Here is a 15093-nt window from a genome sequence, read left to right as displayed (position 1 = left end):
CAGCATCCCCGGTGGCACCGACAGTCTCTAGCGATTTTGCGACATCGAGGTGTAGCGAGAATGCGACGTGAGTTCCTGGCGTCGCATTCCCGCCGGAACGCCGTCCGCCGATCGCCTGAACTGGAGACATGAACGCACTGAGCAACAAGAACGCACTCGTCACCGGCGGCAGCCGCGGCATCGGCGCTGCCACCGTACTCGCCCTCGCCGAGGCCGGGGCCGATGTCGCCTTCACGTACAACAGCTCCCCGGATGCCGCAGCGACCATCGTGAAGGAGATCGAGCGACTCGGCCGCCGGGGATTCGCCATCCAGGCCGATGCGACTGACGCCGCGGTGGTCGCCAACGCGGTCCGCGAAGCGCATGGGTCGCTTGGCGGGCTGGACATCCTGGTGAACAACGCCGGGATGGGCGCGATCGGCCCGATCGACGGGTTCGCGTCCGCCGATATCGATCGCGCGTTGGCGATCAATGTTCGAGCCGTGTACGCCGCATGCCAGGCGGCGGCTCCGTTGCTGGCTGACGGTGGACGGCTGATCCACCTCGGCAGCTGCGCCGCCGCTCGGGTCACCGGGCCGGGCATGACGCTGTACGCGATGACCAAGGCCGCGCTGGTCGGGTTGAGCAAGGCGCTGGCCCGCGAGTTCGGCGTACGGAACATCACGTCGAATGTCGTTCAGCCCGGCCCGATCGACACCGACATGAACCCGGCCGACGGCCCGTACGCCGACCCGCAGATCGCCCACCTGGCGCTCGCTCGCTTCGGCTCGACCGCCGAGGTCGCCGCCGCCATCACCTACCTCGCCGGCCCAGGTGGCGCCTACATCACGGGCACCGAGCTCACCATTGACGGCGGCCACGCGGCCTGAACGCTCGACATTGACAGGAGGTGCTAGCAGAGGGAGACTGCGGTTTTAACGTTCAAAACGTCCGCGGGAGGTTGCTGTGGCCACGCTCAAGCAGGTCGCTGCACATGCGGAGGTCTCGGTGCAGACCGTGTCGAACGCCTTGAACGCACCACATCGGCTGCGGCCGGACACGCTCGAGCGGGTCAATCGGTCGATCGAACTGCTCAACTACCGGCCTAATCGTAACGCCCGCAGCCTGCGGACGAGCGCGGTCGAGCTGATCGGGTACTGCGTTCCAGGTTGGCCGAACCGCACTCATCTGGTGATGGACCAGTTTCTGCACGCATTGTGTGCCGCCGCGGAAAGCACCGGGCGGCACATTTTGCTGTTCACCGCACCGCCCGGGGTCGACGGCATGCCGGTGTACGACGACCTGCATGCCCGGCGGCTCGTCGACGGGTTCGTGCTGTCGCAGACCGAGACGCGGGATCCGCGGCACGGGTGGTTGAAGGAGAAGAAGATCCCGTTCGTCTCGTTCGGCCGGGTCTGGAAGGAAACCACTCAGCCGGGGCCGTGGGTCGATGTCGACGGCGCGGCCGGTACGGCGCTCGCCGTTCGGCATCTGCATGAGACCGGGCGGCGCCGGATCGCCTTCATCGGCTGGCCGACGACCTCCGGCCTGGCCGAGGACCGCCTGGACGGCTGGCGAACCGCATGCCAGGCCCTCGACCTACCGACCACCGGCCTGACCGTGCACTGCCCCGAAGACACGCTCGACGCGGGCGCGCAGGCCGCCGCCGAACTGCTCGACAGTCCGCAGCCGCCCGACGGAATCGTTGCCCTGAGCGACATTCTCGCCCTCGGCGCTCTCCGCGAACTCACCCGTCGCGGACACACTCCCGGCGTCGACATCGGCGTCACCGGCTTCGACGACTCGCCGCTGGCCGACGTCGGCTCCCCCGGCCTCACCAGCCTGCGCCAGCCGATGGACGACATCGCCGCCGAGCTGATCACCATCCTCACCGACCCGCCCACAGGCTCCACCGAACGTCTGCTGCTCCCCGAACTAGTAGTCAGAGGCAGCTCAGCCCCTGGCTGACCCCGGTGTCCGACAGCGCCGGGAGAAGGAGGAACCGCCATGACTCCACGACTACCTGGGTTAGTAGTGCTTGTGGTGACGGCTTTGATGGCCGGCACCGTCAGCGCAACTGCGAGTTCACCACCACAACCCAACGAACTGTCCGAGACGACTCGGTTGGCTGATCGGCGATCGTTGGTGGTTGGGGACCGCGCCTACGCGATGGGCGACGAGTCCGGGCTTTATCCAGCGACCGGTTGGCACATCCGTGGGGAAATGGGTGGCTTCTGGACTCAGCCGATCAAGCTCCTGGACGGTCTGTGGTTCGGGCTGGACGGGAAGTGGCTCGGCAAGGACGTGACTGCCGCGAAGTACACGAGTGGCCACGGGTACAGCCGGATCGACTACTCCGGTGCCGTGCAGGTACGACGTACCGACTTCGTGCCGGATGGTTTGCGGGCAACGCTCGTCGGACTGACATTGACCTCGACGACGGCGAAGACGGTCAGCCTCGATGTCGACGCGCACTCCGAACTGATGTCGTCGTACCCCTGGGGTTGGACGAAGCCGAGCGCGGCCGACGCCAACCTGCCCGACACCGGCGCGTACACCAACGGCTCGCTCAACTTCCGTGATCGCGACTACGCGGCGTACGTCGGATCGTCCCTGCGTCCGACGAACCACACGCTCGGCCCGAACCACCGTGGTCCACAAGACCCCGCCGTCATCTGCCCAGCCGACGGTACGACGCCTGCTCGGTGCGACGACTCGTTGGTCGGCAAGGGCACTGGCGGGCGACTCACGTACGACGTCGCGCTGAAGCCTGGTCGCGAACAGACCATTTGGTTCGCGGTCGCCGGATCGGATGACGGCGCGGCCGCGGCTCAGCGCGAGTACAACCGCGCCCTCGCCAACCCCGGCAAGCTGCTGCAGGCCAAGGCCGCCGCGCGCCAGCAGATCGATCAGAAGACTGCAGTGGACCTGCCTGGTGACCGGCTACTGCAGCAGAGTGTCGAGTGGAGTAAGCAGAACCTCGCCGACTCCGTGCAGGAGGCCCGCAATCTGCGGATCCGCGATGTCAACGAGGGCAAGGACTATCCGGCCCCGGTGGGCACGATCGACACCGCGCGCTGGTTCGGCGCCGGCTTCCCGGACTATCCGTGGATCTTCGCAACTGACGGCGAGTACACGTCGTACGCCGCCGTTGCGGCCGGGCAGTTCGACACGGTCAAGGCTCATCTCAAGGCGTTGCGGGATATCAGCGACCTGCTGAACGCGCGCAGCGGCAAGGTGGCGCACGAGATCGTCCCGACTGGCGACGTCTACTTCGGCTCCAACCAGAGCGCTGGCAACACCGACGAGACGGTGAAGTTCCCGAGCATCGTGGCGCTGCTGTGGCGCTGGACCGGCGACGACCGCGTCCGCGACGACTTCTACGACTTCAGCGTCCGCAACCTGCAATACGTCTATCGCGAACTCGACAAGGACAACGACGGCTGGCTCGAGGGTCTCGCGAATGTCGAACGCTCCGGCATGGGCGCGGAGAAACTCGACAGCACCGTCTACCTCGCCCGCGGTCTGCGCGATCTCGCCGACCTGGCCGCGTCCAAGCACGATCGCAAGATCCAGCAGTGGGCGACGGCTCGCGCCACCGATCTCGAGTCCCGCTTCGAAGCGCAGTGGTGGGTACCGCAGGCCCTCGGGTACGCCGATTCTGTCGACGACCCCGCGAATCCGGCCAACGACAACACCCCGATCTTCCAGCGGCATTGGACCGGCGTCACCCCGATGGAGGCCGAGCTTGTCCGGCCGGGTCAACCGACCTCACCTCTCGCGTCATCCGAGCACGCCGCAACTGCTCTCACGCAACGCGAGAAGCCTTGCTACACAGGCGAATTCGGCCTGTTCCACACCGGCACCGGACCGACGTCCGATCCAGGCGGCAACCCCGGCGCATCGTGTGATCCGGTCGTCTCCCAGGTGAAGAGTGAGCGCAGCATCTTCTCGCTCAACACCTCGATCATGGCCGTTGCGGAAGGCAACTACGGTCGCCTTGGCAAGGATCAGCAGCAGGTGTACACCACCGGCAACGCGCGGATCCAGCTCGACCCGAAGGTCTGGGAGACTCCGGGCGCGATGCCGGAGATCGCACCCTCACCGGACTCCCCGGCGAACATCGGCCGACCGTTCTACGACCGCTCGATGAGCCTGCAGGCGTGGGGCACGTACGGCGTCCTGTGGCCGGTCGTGCACCAGCAGCTCGGCGTCGATCCCGATCTCGGTCGGAACCGGATCGCCGTCGTGCCGCAATTGCCGGCCGGACAGACGAAGGTGGCCGGAAGCAACATCCGGCTGGGTCGCGGCTCGATCGATGTCGCGGCACGCCTTGCAGGTAAGGAGTTGCGGACCGATCTGACGGTTCACAACCTCAAGGCGGACTTCACCGTCGGCGCGGTGATCCCGGTCGGCGCGAAGCTCAACAATGTAACGCTCAACGGTCGCGCGACGCCGTACCAGATCGTCACGACCACGCGCGGTACCGAGGTGCATGTGACAGCTCGTGGTTCGGCGGCGCTGCGGATCACGCTTACCTGACTTATCGAGACCGGAGGGGTCCCATAAAAGTGGGGCCCCTCCGAGTATGAGTCGGAGGGGCCCCGAATAGCTGAAGGAAGGTGACGTCTCCAGCCTCCCGAGCCAGATCCGTGGGACCGGCAGACCCCGTCACCGGTCTACCTCGGTGGGGATCCCCACCGCTTGGGTCCTCGGTTTCCGTTCGACCCGCCGCTCCTCGAGAGAACAGCGTGTCGACATTTGTACCGCCGCTGACCCGGGTCGCACAACCCTTTCCAGACAACAGTTCTCGCGATCTCGCGACTGTCCGCGTGTCGTCCACAGTGAGCACGCAACCATCCACAGAACGCACCCGACTTATGCACAGGGCATGTGTATAAGTTCAGCCCTTCGCAGGCTTAAGCGGCATCGGTTGCAGGATGCGATGACCGGCGTACAGACCGAGTGCGGTCACGACGGTGACCACCGGTACGGCGACGGCGAGTGGCGGGCGGTGATAGCCGAGCTCCGCCAAAGGTCCGCCCAACCACTGGGCGACGAGCAGGAACTCGGTCGCCGCGGCGGGGATCAGTGACAGCGGGACCATGGCGAGTCCGCGCCAGAACCCGAGCCGGTAGAAGGTGACCCCGAGCAACCAGCCCGTCGCCTCGTGCGAGACGACCAGGAGTGCGAACTCGGCGAAGATCAGCCCGACCTGCGACGTACTGGTGAAAAGGTGTCGGTTCTCCATCGCCTGCGACCACCCCTGCCAGTCGTAGACGACACGCTCGATCTGATAGCCGACGACCCAGAGCACCGCGGTCGCCAGCGCGGCCGCCGTCAGGAAGATGCCCGCGGCAACGGAGAACATCCGCCGGGTGACACCTTGCGCGACCATCGCGTTCACGTACGCCGGCGCGAGGCTGATGCCGACTGCCATCGAGAAGTACTTCGGCGACTGGGTGCCGTAGTCCCAGATGCTGTTGCCGGTGCCTTCGGTGAGGAACTGGATGATCAGACCGCCGGCCATGAACGCGATCAGCATCACGCCCCAGTAGACGAGCATCATCGGCCGCGAACCGACCTGCATCGCGGTCAGGACCCTTTGCAGGCGTTGACCATTAGTGACGCCGGGCGGGAGCGCGGCGGTCGGTTCCGCGAGTGCAGAGCTCATGAGCGGGCTCCCTTCGGTGCCGGGGCGGTGAGGTGGACGAAGAGGTCCTGCAGGCCGACCGGTCCGATCTCCAGACCGGCTGACGCGGCCTCCGCCATCAGCGCCGGACCGAGATCGCCGAGGACCGTGGCGGACTTGGTACCGCCAAGCCGCTCCTCGGCGAGGACGGTGAACTCCGCGGTGAACTCGTCGACCGCCTTGGCCGGGCCGACGATCGATGCGCCACGGCCGCGGAGCGTATCCACCGGCGACTGCGTGACGAGCCGGCCGTTGTCGAGGATGAGCACGTCCTCCAGCAGCGTGCTCACCTCGCTGACCAGGTGCGTCGACAGCACGATCGTCCGCGGCACTTCGGCGTAGTCGGTGATCAACGCGTCGTAGAACGCGGCACGCGACGGCACATCCATGCCGAGGTAGGTCTCGTCGAAGATCGTCAGCGGGGCCCGGCTGGCGAGGCCGAGGACGGCGCCCAGCGCGGACTTTTTACCGCGGGAGAGCTTCTGCATCCGCTTGTTGGTCGGCACCTCGAAGCGATCCAGCAGCTCACCGGCCAGGTCGGCGTTCCAGTACGGACGCAGGCTCGCGGCCAGGCTCAGCGCGTGCCGGACCTGCAGGCTGTCGGGCACGTCACCAGATTCGCGGATCAGGCAGATCCGGCTGGTGACGACCGCGTTCTCGTACGGCGCGAGCGGCGTACCGAGGCCTGCGCCTTCGATGCGGACCTGTCCCTCATCGGGTTGCCGGAATCCGGCCAGGACCGCGGCGAGCGTGCTCTTGCCGGAACCGTTGCGGCCGAGCAGTCCATGGATCTTGCCCGGCGCGAGTCGCAGGTCCAGCCGGTCGAGCGCCGGCGTGCCGGCGAACCGGACCGACAGATTCTCGGTGTGCACCGAGAGGGCGTGCTCTGTCATCACGAGTCTCCGTACTTGCGGATGTAGTGAATGACGTCCCGCAGCGAGACGCCGAGTGCCTGGGCCTCCCGGATCACCGGATCCACCACATCGGTGAAGAACACTTCCTTGCGGTCGGAGCGCAGCAACTGACGCGCGTTCGGGCTGACGAACATCCCGATCCCGCGCTTCTTGTACAGCACTCCTTCGTCGACCAATTGTGCGAACCCTTTAGCCGCTGTGGCCGGATTGATCCGGTAGAACGCGGCATACTGGTTCGTGGACATCACCTGCTCGTCCTCGGCGAGGGTGCCGGTGACGATGTCGTTCTTGATCTGCTCCGCGATCTGCAGGTAGATCGGGCTGCGTTCGTCGAACATGCACGGCCTCCCTTCGGCGAGGTTGCTGCGGTCGAGCTTCTTCGGGGTCCAGGTTCTGCGGGGTCGAGGTTCTAAGGAGTCGAGGTTCATGGGTTCATTACTTGAGTAACGAACCATAGCACCACAGGTGGTTCTCAGGTCAATTGCGATTCCCGCACGGTGACCCGCGGGCGGTTAGCGTCGCTCCCATGAACGCTCACGAGAACGACCTGCAGGCCGCCAAGCACTTCGCCGAGCAGGCCGCCACAACCGCCGCCAAGCTGAAGGCCGGCACCTACGACTCGGTCGCCGCGTTGGCGCTGACCTCGATCGCGCACAGTCTCAGCGTGCTGGCGGCCCGCTCGGCGGCACCCCAGGACTAGCCGGCACCGCTGGACGAATGGCTGGCCTGGATCGACTTCTTCAGCGCCGGCGGGACCGGTCCGACCCGGATCGTCAACTGGGCAAGGCGATCCTTGTGCCGATTGCGGACATCCTTCGGGATCACCACGCGCAGATCAGCGGTCGACGCCAGTACGGCGAGGGCCGCGTCGCGCAGGTCGATCCGGCTGACGAGTCGCGCCGGGCGCAGTACGTCGGTGGTGCGTTGGAGCAATTGACGTCGTACCAGCGGTTGGCGCAACGTGATGCGGTTGGTCGGGATCAGACCGAGGAACCGGTACGGCTCGACCTTGATCAGCTGGGCGTGGGCGAGCTCATCGCGGATGTCGCGAATCATCGCGACATTCCGGCGGTCGATCCAGGTCCGCCATTTGCGCGGGTTGGACGAACGGATCTCGGTGAGGAGGCCTGCCAGGATCTCGTCGTTGGGTGCCGCGGCCCTGGTCGGTATGGCGCGACCGTTGTCGTCGGCAAGGTTCCCGCGAAGCTGAAGATCGATCAGCGCGGCCGCTCGCAGCACCTTGCCGAGGGTCGAGCGACCGGTCAGGCGACCTTTCGCGGGATCGTAAGCCAGTAAGAAGGTTCGCGCCGCCAAGGACTCCGGCGGTGCGGCCGGTCCGACTCGTGCTGGGCGCTTCGGTAACGTCCTACTCATTGTCATCTGCCCTCCCATCATGCTCAGTCTCCTTGGCGGGGCGGCCGGGCCGCCGGATCTTGCCGACACCGGACGGGAGCCGGCCGGCCTCGGCCAGCGCCCGCCGGAGCAGAAACTCGATCTGGGCATTGGTGCTCCGCAGGTCGTCGGCAGCCCAACGAGCCAGCGCGTCGTGCACCCCGGGATCCAGCCGGAGCAGGATCTTCTTACGCTCGGCAGCCATGACGGCCGCTCACTGGTAGAGCGAACCGGTGTTGACCACAGGCTGCGCATCCCGGTCACCGCACAGCACCACGAGCAGGTTGCTGACCATGGTCGCCTTCCGCTCCTCGTCGAGCTCGACCACGTTGTGCTCCGACAGCCGATCCAGCGCCAGCTCCACCATGCCGACCGCACCCTCCACGATCCGCTGCCGCGCCGCGACAACCGCCCCGGCCTGCTGCCGACGCAACATCGCCTGCGCGATCTCCGGCGCATAGGCAAGGTGCGTGATCCGCGACTCGATGACATGCACCCCAGCCGACTGCACCCGCGCCCCGATCTCCGTCGACAAGGTCTCGGTGATCTCGTCGGTACTGTCGCGCAACGACAGTCCACCTTCGTCGGTGTGCACGTCGTACGGGTAGCTGTTGGCGATGTGCCGCACCGCGGTCTCGGTCTGGATCGCAACGAACTCGACGAAGTCGTCCACCTCGAACATCGCCTGCGCCGTGTCCTCCACCTGCCAGACCACCACGGCCGCGATCTCGATCGGGTTCCCGTCCGCATCGTTGACCTTGGCAACGGCCGTCTCGTGGTTGCGGATCCGCGTCGAGACCTCGCGCCGGGTGGCGATCGGGTTCACCCACCGCAGTCCGTCGGTCCGCAGCGTCCCCGCATACCGCCCGAGGATCTGCAACACCCGAGCCTTGCCCGGCTGCACCGGCGTCAACCCCACGGCCAACACCGCCCCGACCAAGAACGCAACCACTCCGAGCAAGACAACCCCACCGGCGCCGTTGGCCGAGCCGACACTGAGCACCAGAGCCCCGCCAACCACAAGCACGAACGCGGCGCCTGCCATCGGCCACCCATTCACCTCAGCAGCCACCCGCTCGACCACCTTCGGCTTCGGCATCTCCACAACACCCTCGACCTCAACCATCATCCACTCCTCTCGTCTATCTCGAAGGTAGCAAAGTGATATCACATTTACAACCCGAGATCTCCGGGCGGACGCGCCCCACTCACCAACTCTCTTTTGCGCCGGTTCGCGGGGGTCGGCTGAGCGTGAACCGCGTCGCGTCCCGAGAGTTGGTGAGTGGGGGCGGTCCGCCCCTCGGCTTCACTCGGATGCGGCCGGGGCGGTGCGGCGGTGGTTGCTCGCCGCTGCGGCCGGCTTACAGAGGAGGTGTGGCGGGGCGGGTCTGTGGCTGGGCCGGTTGGCGAGGTCGGTGACCGAGGTGCACGTTGCCTGGGGCTGACGGGCTTGGGTTGCGGTTGACGACGAGGTTGCGATTCAGGTGACTGGCGAGCTTGGGTTGCGGTTGAAGCGGAGGTTGCCAACTAGGTGCCCGTCGTGGGTGGCTCGGCCACTGCGGGGAGGGTAATGGGCCTCACCGGCCCAAGATGCACCCCACACTTTCATCTCCCCGCGGATCCACGGAAGCTCACTGCCACGGAGCGAACATCAACCCAAGCCCGTCAGACCCAGGCGACGGGCACGCGGTCGCCTACCTCGCCAAGCAGCCCAGCCACAGGCCGCCCCCGCCGTACGGGGTTAGACGGGGCGGGCCAAGGCGGCGAGGTGGGATTGCCAGGTTTCGGCGGATGAGTTGGGGAGGGGGTCTATTGGGGAGTCGTTCCAGGCTTGGATGGGGCGGATGCCGTGGAGGGCGTTGATCAGCCAGGTTTCGGTGGATTGGAGGTCGGCGGGGGTTCGGGGGTGGTGGGCTACCTCGACGCCTTGGGTGGTGGCGACCTGGCGGAGGAGGGTGGCGGTTACTGATGGGAGGAGGGGGCGGTCGGCGGGTGGGAAGCAGAGGGTTTCGTCTTCCCACCAGGCGATGGCGGAGTACGCCGCTTCCAGGACGGTGCCGTCGGTGTCGAGGAGGATGATTTCGTCGGCTCGGTGAGGGGCGGCGTCTTTGAGCTTGCCCAACAGCTCCAGGTCGGGACCCTTCACCCGGGGCTGGGTTCGGGGGTCAGGGCCTTCGTGGATGGCTACTCGGACTCGGCCGCCGGTGGTGGGGGCGGGGCGGCGTTGGACGGTGAGTTCGCCAGTGTCGTGGAGTTCGAAGCGGGGGAACCAGCGGCCGAAGCCGGGGAGGCGTCGTACTTGCTGGTCCCAGAAGGGGGCCACGTCGACGCCGGCTGCCGCGCAGGAGCCGACGAAGCGGTCGCGGTGCAGGTCGAGCCCGCGTACCGCGCCGTCGGTCACCAGGAACGAGTCCGCTACCTGTAGTCCCATCTCCACCCCTTACCTGGCCCCGACCGTGGCCGTTGCCTTGAGCACCATTTCGTCGTATTCGGCGACCGGCTCGGAGTCGAGCACGATCGCACCCCCGGCACCGATCACCGTCTCGTCCGGTGTCAGCACCGCCGTCCTGATCACTACGCTGAGGTCCGCCCGGCCGTCGACCGTGAGGTAGCCGAGGGCACCGGAGTAGACGCCGCGAGCACTGGGTTCGAGCTCGTCGAGCAGTTCCATCGTGCGGATCTTCGGCGCCCCGGTCATCGAACCAGGCGGAAAACAAGCCCGTACGGCGTCGACCGCGCTCACGTCGGGTCGCAGCTGACCGCGCACCGTGGTGACCAGTTGGTGCACGGTGCGGTAGCTCTCAACCTGCATCAACTGCGGAACCTGCACCGACCCTGGCCGACTGACTCGACCGAGATCGTTGCGGATCAGGTCGACGATCATCAGGTTCTCGGCGCGCGTCTTCTCGTCCTCGGCCAGCGCCTTCGCCGCCACCTGGTCCTGGAACGGATCCAGGTCGCGCGGCGCGGTCCCCTTGATCGGGCGGCACTCGGCCCACCCGTCCGCATCCACGGTCAGGAAGCGTTCCGGCGACGAGCTCGCGACGGCCAGGTCGCCGTACCGGAGGAAGGCCGCGTACGGCGCTGGGTTCGTGGCGCGCTGCCAGCAGAAGAAACCGAACGGGTCGGGTACGGCGGGCAGCCGGACCCGGTTCGTCAGGCAGACCTCGTACGTTTCACCGGCCTCGAGCGCGGTCATGCAGCGTTTGATCGCGGCCAGGTACGACGGTCGGTCCAGTTCCAGATGTGCTTCGAGATCGAGGTCGGCGATCGCGGGTCGGACCACGCCGGTCGTCGACCAGTCGGCGGCTGCCCGAACGGCGCGATCCAGCCACTCGTCGCTCGAAGCCGGGCCGACGGCGACCAACAGCGTCAGGTCGCGATCGTGGTCGATCACGATGAAGCGGTCGGCCCAGATCCACAGCGCATCCGGAGTCGGAGCGACATGCGCCGCCGTACCGCCGGTGAGGGACTTCAGTTCGTAGCCGAAGTAGCCGACGTACCCACCGCTGAAGTAGCCGTCGAGCTCCGCCGGTGGTTCACCGGCATGGTCGGCGAGGAGGGACGTCAGCTCGGCGAAGACATCGCCGTCGGCGGCGTCGCGGACCAGGACTTCGGAGCCGGTCCCGAGCACGGAGATTCGTCGGGCGGCGCGATCGGTCAGGCTGCCGTCGAGCCAGAACGCGACCGGTTCGGCCGCCAGCAGCTCGCGGTAGACCGTTTCACCGTCGAGAGCCCGGTCCACGGTCCGCACGGACCAGCTCAGCGCAGCACCCACAGGCACACGCTACTTCCCCGCCGGGCGATGCCGGTGGTCAGCTCAGCCGGTGAGCGCGACCTTCCCACGCATGGCGGTGATCCGGCGGATCGGGATCGCGACCTCGAGCCCGTCCTTCGACTCGGCCCTGTCCGCGAGCCACTCACTCGCGGTGTTCCGGCGGACGTCCGGCGTACCGGGGAGGTAGAGCGCGTTCACCAGCCGGCGCGCGTCGTCCGCACCGCGGATCGTGTACACGTACCGCTCGCGCTGGCTCTCCATCACGTCGAACCCGGCGTGCCGGAGCTTGTCCTTCAGCTCGGTGATCTCGCCACCAGCCGGGAACTGCGGCGTCGACCGCAGGCGGGTGGTCAGCCCGCTCAGCGTGCGGATGTCGCCGCGCCGCAGCGGGCGCACGGCGGGGACGATCGCGGCCAGTACGCCACCGCGGCGGAGCACTCGCGCGGCCTCGGCCAGTACGTCGGGGAGCGGCTGGAGCACCATCAGCCCCATGGAGCAGGTGACGACGTCGAAGACCTCGTTCGCGAACGGCAGGTGCAGGGCGTCGGCCTGGACCTTCGGACCGGGAGCCCCGGCGAGCTGGGCCGCGTTGTTGTCGACCCCCACCACCCAGCGCCCGTACAGCTCGCGGGCTACGGGACCGTTACCGCAGGCGAGGTCGAGGACGCGCCGGGCTTCGCCGGACACAGCGCGGACCAGCCATCGGTACGGCGTGTGGTCGCCGGCGGTGGCGCGGGACAGGAGGGCTTCGGTGCTGCCCGGGGCCGCGGTGTGGAACTCCCGCAGGTACTCCGGCCAGTCGATGACGTTTTCGGACATTTCAGCGAGACGGTACCCGCTGAGCACTCGTCGTACCGCATCGAGTGCTCAGCGTTAACGTTCCCTTGACTCTCAGACCAGGCTGACGAAGATGTGGCCGGCGGTCTCGTCGCTGATCACACCGCCCGCTTCGCGGCTACCGACCAGCACGCCCTCGGCGTCGAGGGCCGACTCGACCTCGCGCCCCGGGAGGGCACCGGCCTTGCGCAGCACCGCCATCGCGCTGTCGTCGGTCTGCACCGGCTCGGCGATCCGCCGCACCAGCACCCGCACGCTCTGCCCGGTCGCCTGGTCGAGCACCTTGTCCAGCGGCTCGACACCGATCCGGAAGTCCTCGATCCCGCTGGCCTGGCCGTCGGTGAGCAGCTCCTCCAGGCCCGGAATCGGGTTCCCGTACGGCGACTCGGTCGGGTTGTCGAGGATCTTCAGCAGCCGCAACTCGACCGCGTCACTCATCACGTGCTCCCAGCGGCAGGCCTCGGCGTGCACGTCCTCCCACTCGAGCCCGATCACGTCGACCAGCAGCCGCTCGGCCAGCCGGTGCTTCCGCATCACCCGGATGGCCTGCTTACGACCCACCGTGGTGAGCTCGAGGTGCCGGTCACCCTCAACCGTCACCAGACCGTCGCGCTCCATCCGCGCCACCGTCTGACTGACCGTCGGCCCCGACTGGTGCAACCGCTCGGCAATCCGCGCCCGCAGCGGCAGGATGCCTTCTTCCTCGAGTTCGTAGACGGTCCGCAGGTACATCTCCGTGGTATCGATCAGCTCGCTCACGACACCCATTGTCGCCTATAGAGGCAACCCTTACCCAATTGCCACTAGTTGCTGCCGTACCAGAAGTACCAGCCGGGGCGGGAGCTGTAGGTGCCCCAGTGGCAGGACTGGACGCCGTAGCCTTTGCGGACCATGTCGTTGCGCATCATGTTGCATTGGGTCTTGTAGCGGTGCGGGCCCTTGAGGCAGACGTGCTTCCAGGGGTTGCCGCTTGGTTCGACGTGGCAATTGCCTGCGGCGGAGGCGGTCGGGGCCTCGGTGACGAGCGTGAGTCCGGTGGCGGCCAGGGTTGCGGCAGCGAGGGCTCCGAGGAACTTTTTCTTGGTCATGGCAACTATCAAACAAGCGCTCCCTTTCAGTTTGCTTTCGCTCGCGCAGGCAACAGGATGAAGCGATGAACACAGCGGTGATGTGGTTTCGGCGTGACCTGCGGCTGAGCGATAATCCGGCGCTGCTGGACGCGGTGAGCGCGGGGGACGGCCGGGTGGTCGGCGTTTTCGTCCTCGATCCCCTGCTGTGGAAGCGATCCGGCGATCCGCGGCGTGACCACCTCGCGAGCTCGTTGCGCGCATTGTCCAAGGCGATGGGCGGGCGGCTCGTCATCCGGTCAGGCGATCCGACCATCGAGATCCCGAAACTGGCGGATGAGGTCGGTGCCGCGAGTGTGCACATCAGTGCGGATCATGCGCCGTACGGACTAACACGCGACAAAGAAGTTGAAGCCTCATTGAAGTGTCCGCTGGTGGCGACCGGCTCGCCGTACGCGATCGCTCCCGGGCGGATCTTCAATCAGCAGGATCGGCCGTATCAGGTGTTCACGCCGTACTTCCGCGCTTGGCTTGAGCATGGTTGGCGGCAGCCGGTTGAGGCACCGCAGGACGTGCGGTGGGTGAAGGCTGAGAGCGAGGAGTTGCCGGCAGGCGAGGTCGAGGGGGCCGGTGAGGACGCGGCTCGGCGCCATTGGCAGGAGTATCTCGAGGACGTTGGCGAGTACGACGACGTACGGGATCGGCCCGATCTCGACGCCACCTCGCGGATGTCGATTCCGTTGAAGTACGGCGAGATCCACCCGCGGACGATGCTGGCGGATCTCGCTCGCAAGCGCAGCGACGGCGCGGAGTCGTACCGTCGGGAGCTTGCCTGGCGCGAGTTCTGCGCCGACCTGCTTGCCCGCAACCCGCACGCAGCCTGGAAGCCGCTGCGTAGCGAGTTCGAGAAGATGGCGTACGACGAACCTGGCGATCAACTCGCAGCCTGGCAGCAAGGGCGGACCGGGTTCCCGGTCGTGGACGCCGGGATGCGGCAACTCGCGGCCGAAGGGTTCATGCACAACCGGGTCCGGATGATCGTCGCATCGTTCCTCGTCAAAGACCTTCATGTGCACTGGAAGTACGGCGCTCGCTGGTTCATGCAGTCACTGCGGGACGGCGATCTCGCGTCGAACTCGCTCAACTGGCAGTGGGTGGCCGGCTGTGGTGCGGACGCGTCGCCGTACTTCCGGATCTTCAACCCGGTCGGCCAGGGACTGAAGTTCGATCCGGACGGCGAGTACGTCCGCCGCTGGATCCCCGAACTGCACAACCTCGCCGGCAAGACCGCCCACGAACCGTGGAAGTACGGCGGCGCCGACGGCTACCCGGAGCCGATCGTCGACCACGCCGAGGCTCGCCGGGAGGCCCTCAGAAGGTACGACGCGATCAAGGCTTGACGGTCGCTTGAACCACACCCCTATAGTACTAGGT

Annotated in this window: 16 protein-coding genes; 5 read left to right on the top strand and 11 right to left on the bottom strand. The window is 67.0% G+C overall.

All coding sequences use genetic code 11. The annotated features are described in order from the left end of the window. Positions 1-128 precede the first annotated feature (128 nt). The 3 genes from ACFTSF_RS15410 (at position 129) to ACFTSF_RS15400 (ending at position 4521) form a co-directional block, all read left to right on the top strand. Complete coding sequence (locus ACFTSF_RS15410; RefSeq protein ID WP_380154368.1) at positions 129-869, top strand: SDR family NAD(P)-dependent oxidoreductase; 741 nt, start codon at positions 129-131, stop codon at positions 867-869. A gap of 76 nt (positions 870-945) precedes the next feature. Next, positions 946-1947, top strand: a complete 1002-nt coding sequence (locus tag ACFTSF_RS15405; RefSeq protein WP_380154367.1) for a LacI family DNA-binding transcriptional regulator — start codon at positions 946-948, stop codon at positions 1945-1947. Positions 1948-2022: 75 nt separating this feature from the next. Continuing rightward, positions 2023-4521, top strand: coding sequence for a glycogen debranching protein (locus ACFTSF_RS15400; protein ID WP_380154366.1), 2499 nt, complete (start codon positions 2023-2025; stop codon positions 4519-4521). Positions 4522-4882: 361 nt separating this feature from the next. Here the strand turns inward: ACFTSF_RS15400 and ACFTSF_RS15395 are convergent, their stop codons facing one another. From ACFTSF_RS15395 to ACFTSF_RS15385, 3 genes are read right to left on the bottom strand one after another with little or no spacing between them, the layout of a single operon-like run. Continuing rightward, positions 4883-5653 (bottom strand): hypothetical protein, encoded by a 771-nt coding sequence (locus ACFTSF_RS15395; protein ID WP_344145113.1) that lies wholly within the window; start codon positions 5651-5653, stop codon positions 4883-4885. Continuing rightward, positions 5650-6564: an ATP-binding cassette domain-containing protein gene (locus ACFTSF_RS15390; RefSeq protein WP_380154365.1), complete on the bottom strand. Its 915-nt coding sequence runs from the start codon at positions 6562-6564 to the stop codon at positions 5650-5652. The genes ACFTSF_RS15395 and ACFTSF_RS15390 overlap by 4 nt, the downstream gene beginning before the upstream one ends. Continuing rightward, complete coding sequence (locus tag ACFTSF_RS15385; RefSeq protein ID WP_380154364.1) at positions 6564-6923, bottom strand: GntR family transcriptional regulator; 360 nt, start codon at positions 6921-6923, stop codon at positions 6564-6566. Before ACFTSF_RS15385 ends, ACFTSF_RS15390 begins: the two co-directional genes overlap by 1 nt. 188 nt (positions 6924-7111) lie before the next feature. Here ACFTSF_RS15385 and ACFTSF_RS15380 point away from each other — a divergent pair, with 188 nt between their 5' ends. After that, positions 7112-7285: a hypothetical protein gene (locus ACFTSF_RS15380; protein ID WP_344145107.1), complete on the top strand. Its 174-nt coding sequence runs from the start codon at positions 7112-7114 to the stop codon at positions 7283-7285. Here ACFTSF_RS15380 and ACFTSF_RS15375 read toward each other — a convergent pair. The 8 genes from ACFTSF_RS15375 to ACFTSF_RS15340 all read right to left on the bottom strand — a co-directional run bounded on the left by ACFTSF_RS15375 (position 7282) and on the right by ACFTSF_RS15340 (position 13680). After that, complete coding sequence (locus ACFTSF_RS15375) at positions 7282-7959, bottom strand: GPP34 family phosphoprotein (RefSeq protein ID WP_380154363.1); 678 nt, start codon at positions 7957-7959, stop codon at positions 7282-7284. The two genes, ACFTSF_RS15380 and ACFTSF_RS15375, sit on opposite strands and share 4 nt — an antisense overlap. After that, complete coding sequence (locus tag ACFTSF_RS15370) at positions 7952-8182, bottom strand: hypothetical protein (RefSeq protein WP_344145103.1); 231 nt, start codon at positions 8180-8182, stop codon at positions 7952-7954. Before ACFTSF_RS15370 ends, ACFTSF_RS15375 begins: the two co-directional genes overlap by 8 nt. A 9-nt stretch (positions 8183-8191) precedes the next feature. Further along, positions 8192-9103: an SPFH domain-containing protein gene (locus tag ACFTSF_RS15365; RefSeq protein ID WP_344145101.1), complete on the bottom strand. Its 912-nt coding sequence runs from the start codon at positions 9101-9103 to the stop codon at positions 8192-8194. Positions 9104-9718: 615 nt separating this feature from the next. Beyond that, positions 9719-10408, bottom strand: coding sequence for an aminotransferase class IV (locus tag ACFTSF_RS15360; RefSeq protein ID WP_380154362.1), 690 nt, complete (start codon positions 10406-10408; stop codon positions 9719-9721). A 9-nt stretch (positions 10409-10417) separates the two neighbouring features. Further along, positions 10418-11755, bottom strand: a complete 1338-nt coding sequence (gene pabB / locus ACFTSF_RS15355) for an aminodeoxychorismate synthase component I (protein WP_380154361.1) — start codon at positions 11753-11755, stop codon at positions 10418-10420. Positions 11756-11797: 42 nt separating this feature from the next. Further along, positions 11798-12574 carry a class I SAM-dependent methyltransferase gene (locus ACFTSF_RS15350; protein ID WP_344145095.1) on the bottom strand — a complete coding sequence of 259 codons (777 nt, stop codon included), beginning with the start codon at positions 12572-12574 and terminating at the stop codon, positions 11798-11800. A gap of 72 nt (positions 12575-12646) precedes the next feature. Further along, the gene (locus ACFTSF_RS15345) at positions 12647-13351 is read right to left on the bottom strand and encodes a metal-dependent transcriptional regulator (RefSeq protein WP_344145093.1); all 705 of its coding nucleotides are present in this window, start codon (positions 13349-13351) and stop codon (positions 12647-12649) included. Between the two features lie 44 nt (positions 13352-13395). Next, positions 13396-13680, bottom strand: a complete 285-nt coding sequence (locus tag ACFTSF_RS15340; RefSeq protein WP_380154360.1) for a hypothetical protein — start codon at positions 13678-13680, stop codon at positions 13396-13398. A 65-nt stretch (positions 13681-13745) separates the two neighbouring features. On the opposite strand from ACFTSF_RS15340, the gene ACFTSF_RS15335 reads away from it, so the two are divergent. Beyond that, positions 13746-15059 (top strand): cryptochrome/photolyase family protein, encoded by a 1314-nt coding sequence (locus tag ACFTSF_RS15335; protein ID WP_380154359.1) that lies wholly within the window; start codon positions 13746-13748, stop codon positions 15057-15059. Positions 15060-15093 lie beyond the last annotated feature (34 nt).

The organism is Kribbella sp. NPDC056951, assembly GCF_042674205.1.
Taxonomy (GTDB): domain Bacteria; phylum Actinomycetota; class Actinomycetes; order Propionibacteriales; family Kribbellaceae; genus Kribbella; species Kribbella yunnanensis.
The sequence above is the reverse complement of the archived record's forward strand: the minus strand, read 5'-3'. Positions and strand labels throughout refer to the sequence as shown.

Bases quoted from the DNA above. Each gene is read 5' to 3' on its own strand.
- ACFTSF_RS15340 (WP_380154360.1), bottom strand. From the start codon at position 13,680: ATGACCAAGAAAAAGTTCCTCGGAGCCCTCGCTGCCGCAACCCTGGCC.
- ACFTSF_RS15365 (WP_344145101.1), bottom strand. From the start codon at position 9,103: ATGGTTGAGGTCGAGGGTGTTGTGGAGATGCCGAAGCCGAAGGTGGTC.
- ACFTSF_RS15370 (WP_344145103.1), bottom strand. From the start codon at position 8,182: ATGGCTGCCGAGCGTAAGAAGATCCTGCTCCGGCTGGATCCCGGGGTG.
- ACFTSF_RS15410 (WP_380154368.1), top strand. From the start codon at position 129: ATGAACGCACTGAGCAACAAGAACGCACTCGTCACCGGCGGCAGCCGC.
- ACFTSF_RS15380 (WP_344145107.1), top strand. From the start codon at position 7,112: ATGAACGCTCACGAGAACGACCTGCAGGCCGCCAAGCACTTCGCCGAG.
- ACFTSF_RS15350 (WP_344145095.1), bottom strand. From the start codon at position 12,574: ATGTCCGAAAACGTCATCGACTGGCCGGAGTACCTGCGGGAGTTCCAC.
- ACFTSF_RS15390 (WP_380154365.1), bottom strand. From the start codon at position 6,564: ATGACAGAGCACGCCCTCTCGGTGCACACCGAGAATCTGTCGGTCCGG.
- ACFTSF_RS15375 (WP_380154363.1), bottom strand. From the start codon at position 7,959: ATGAGTAGGACGTTACCGAAGCGCCCAGCACGAGTCGGACCGGCCGCA.
- ACFTSF_RS15385 (WP_380154364.1), bottom strand. From the start codon at position 6,923: ATGTTCGACGAACGCAGCCCGATCTACCTGCAGATCGCGGAGCAGATC.
- ACFTSF_RS15360 (WP_380154362.1), bottom strand. From the start codon at position 10,408: ATGGGACTACAGGTAGCGGACTCGTTCCTGGTGACCGACGGCGCGGTA.
- ACFTSF_RS15335 (WP_380154359.1), top strand. From the start codon at position 13,746: ATGAACACAGCGGTGATGTGGTTTCGGCGTGACCTGCGGCTGAGCGAT.
- ACFTSF_RS15395 (WP_344145113.1), bottom strand. From the start codon at position 5,653: ATGAGCTCTGCACTCGCGGAACCGACCGCCGCGCTCCCGCCCGGCGTC.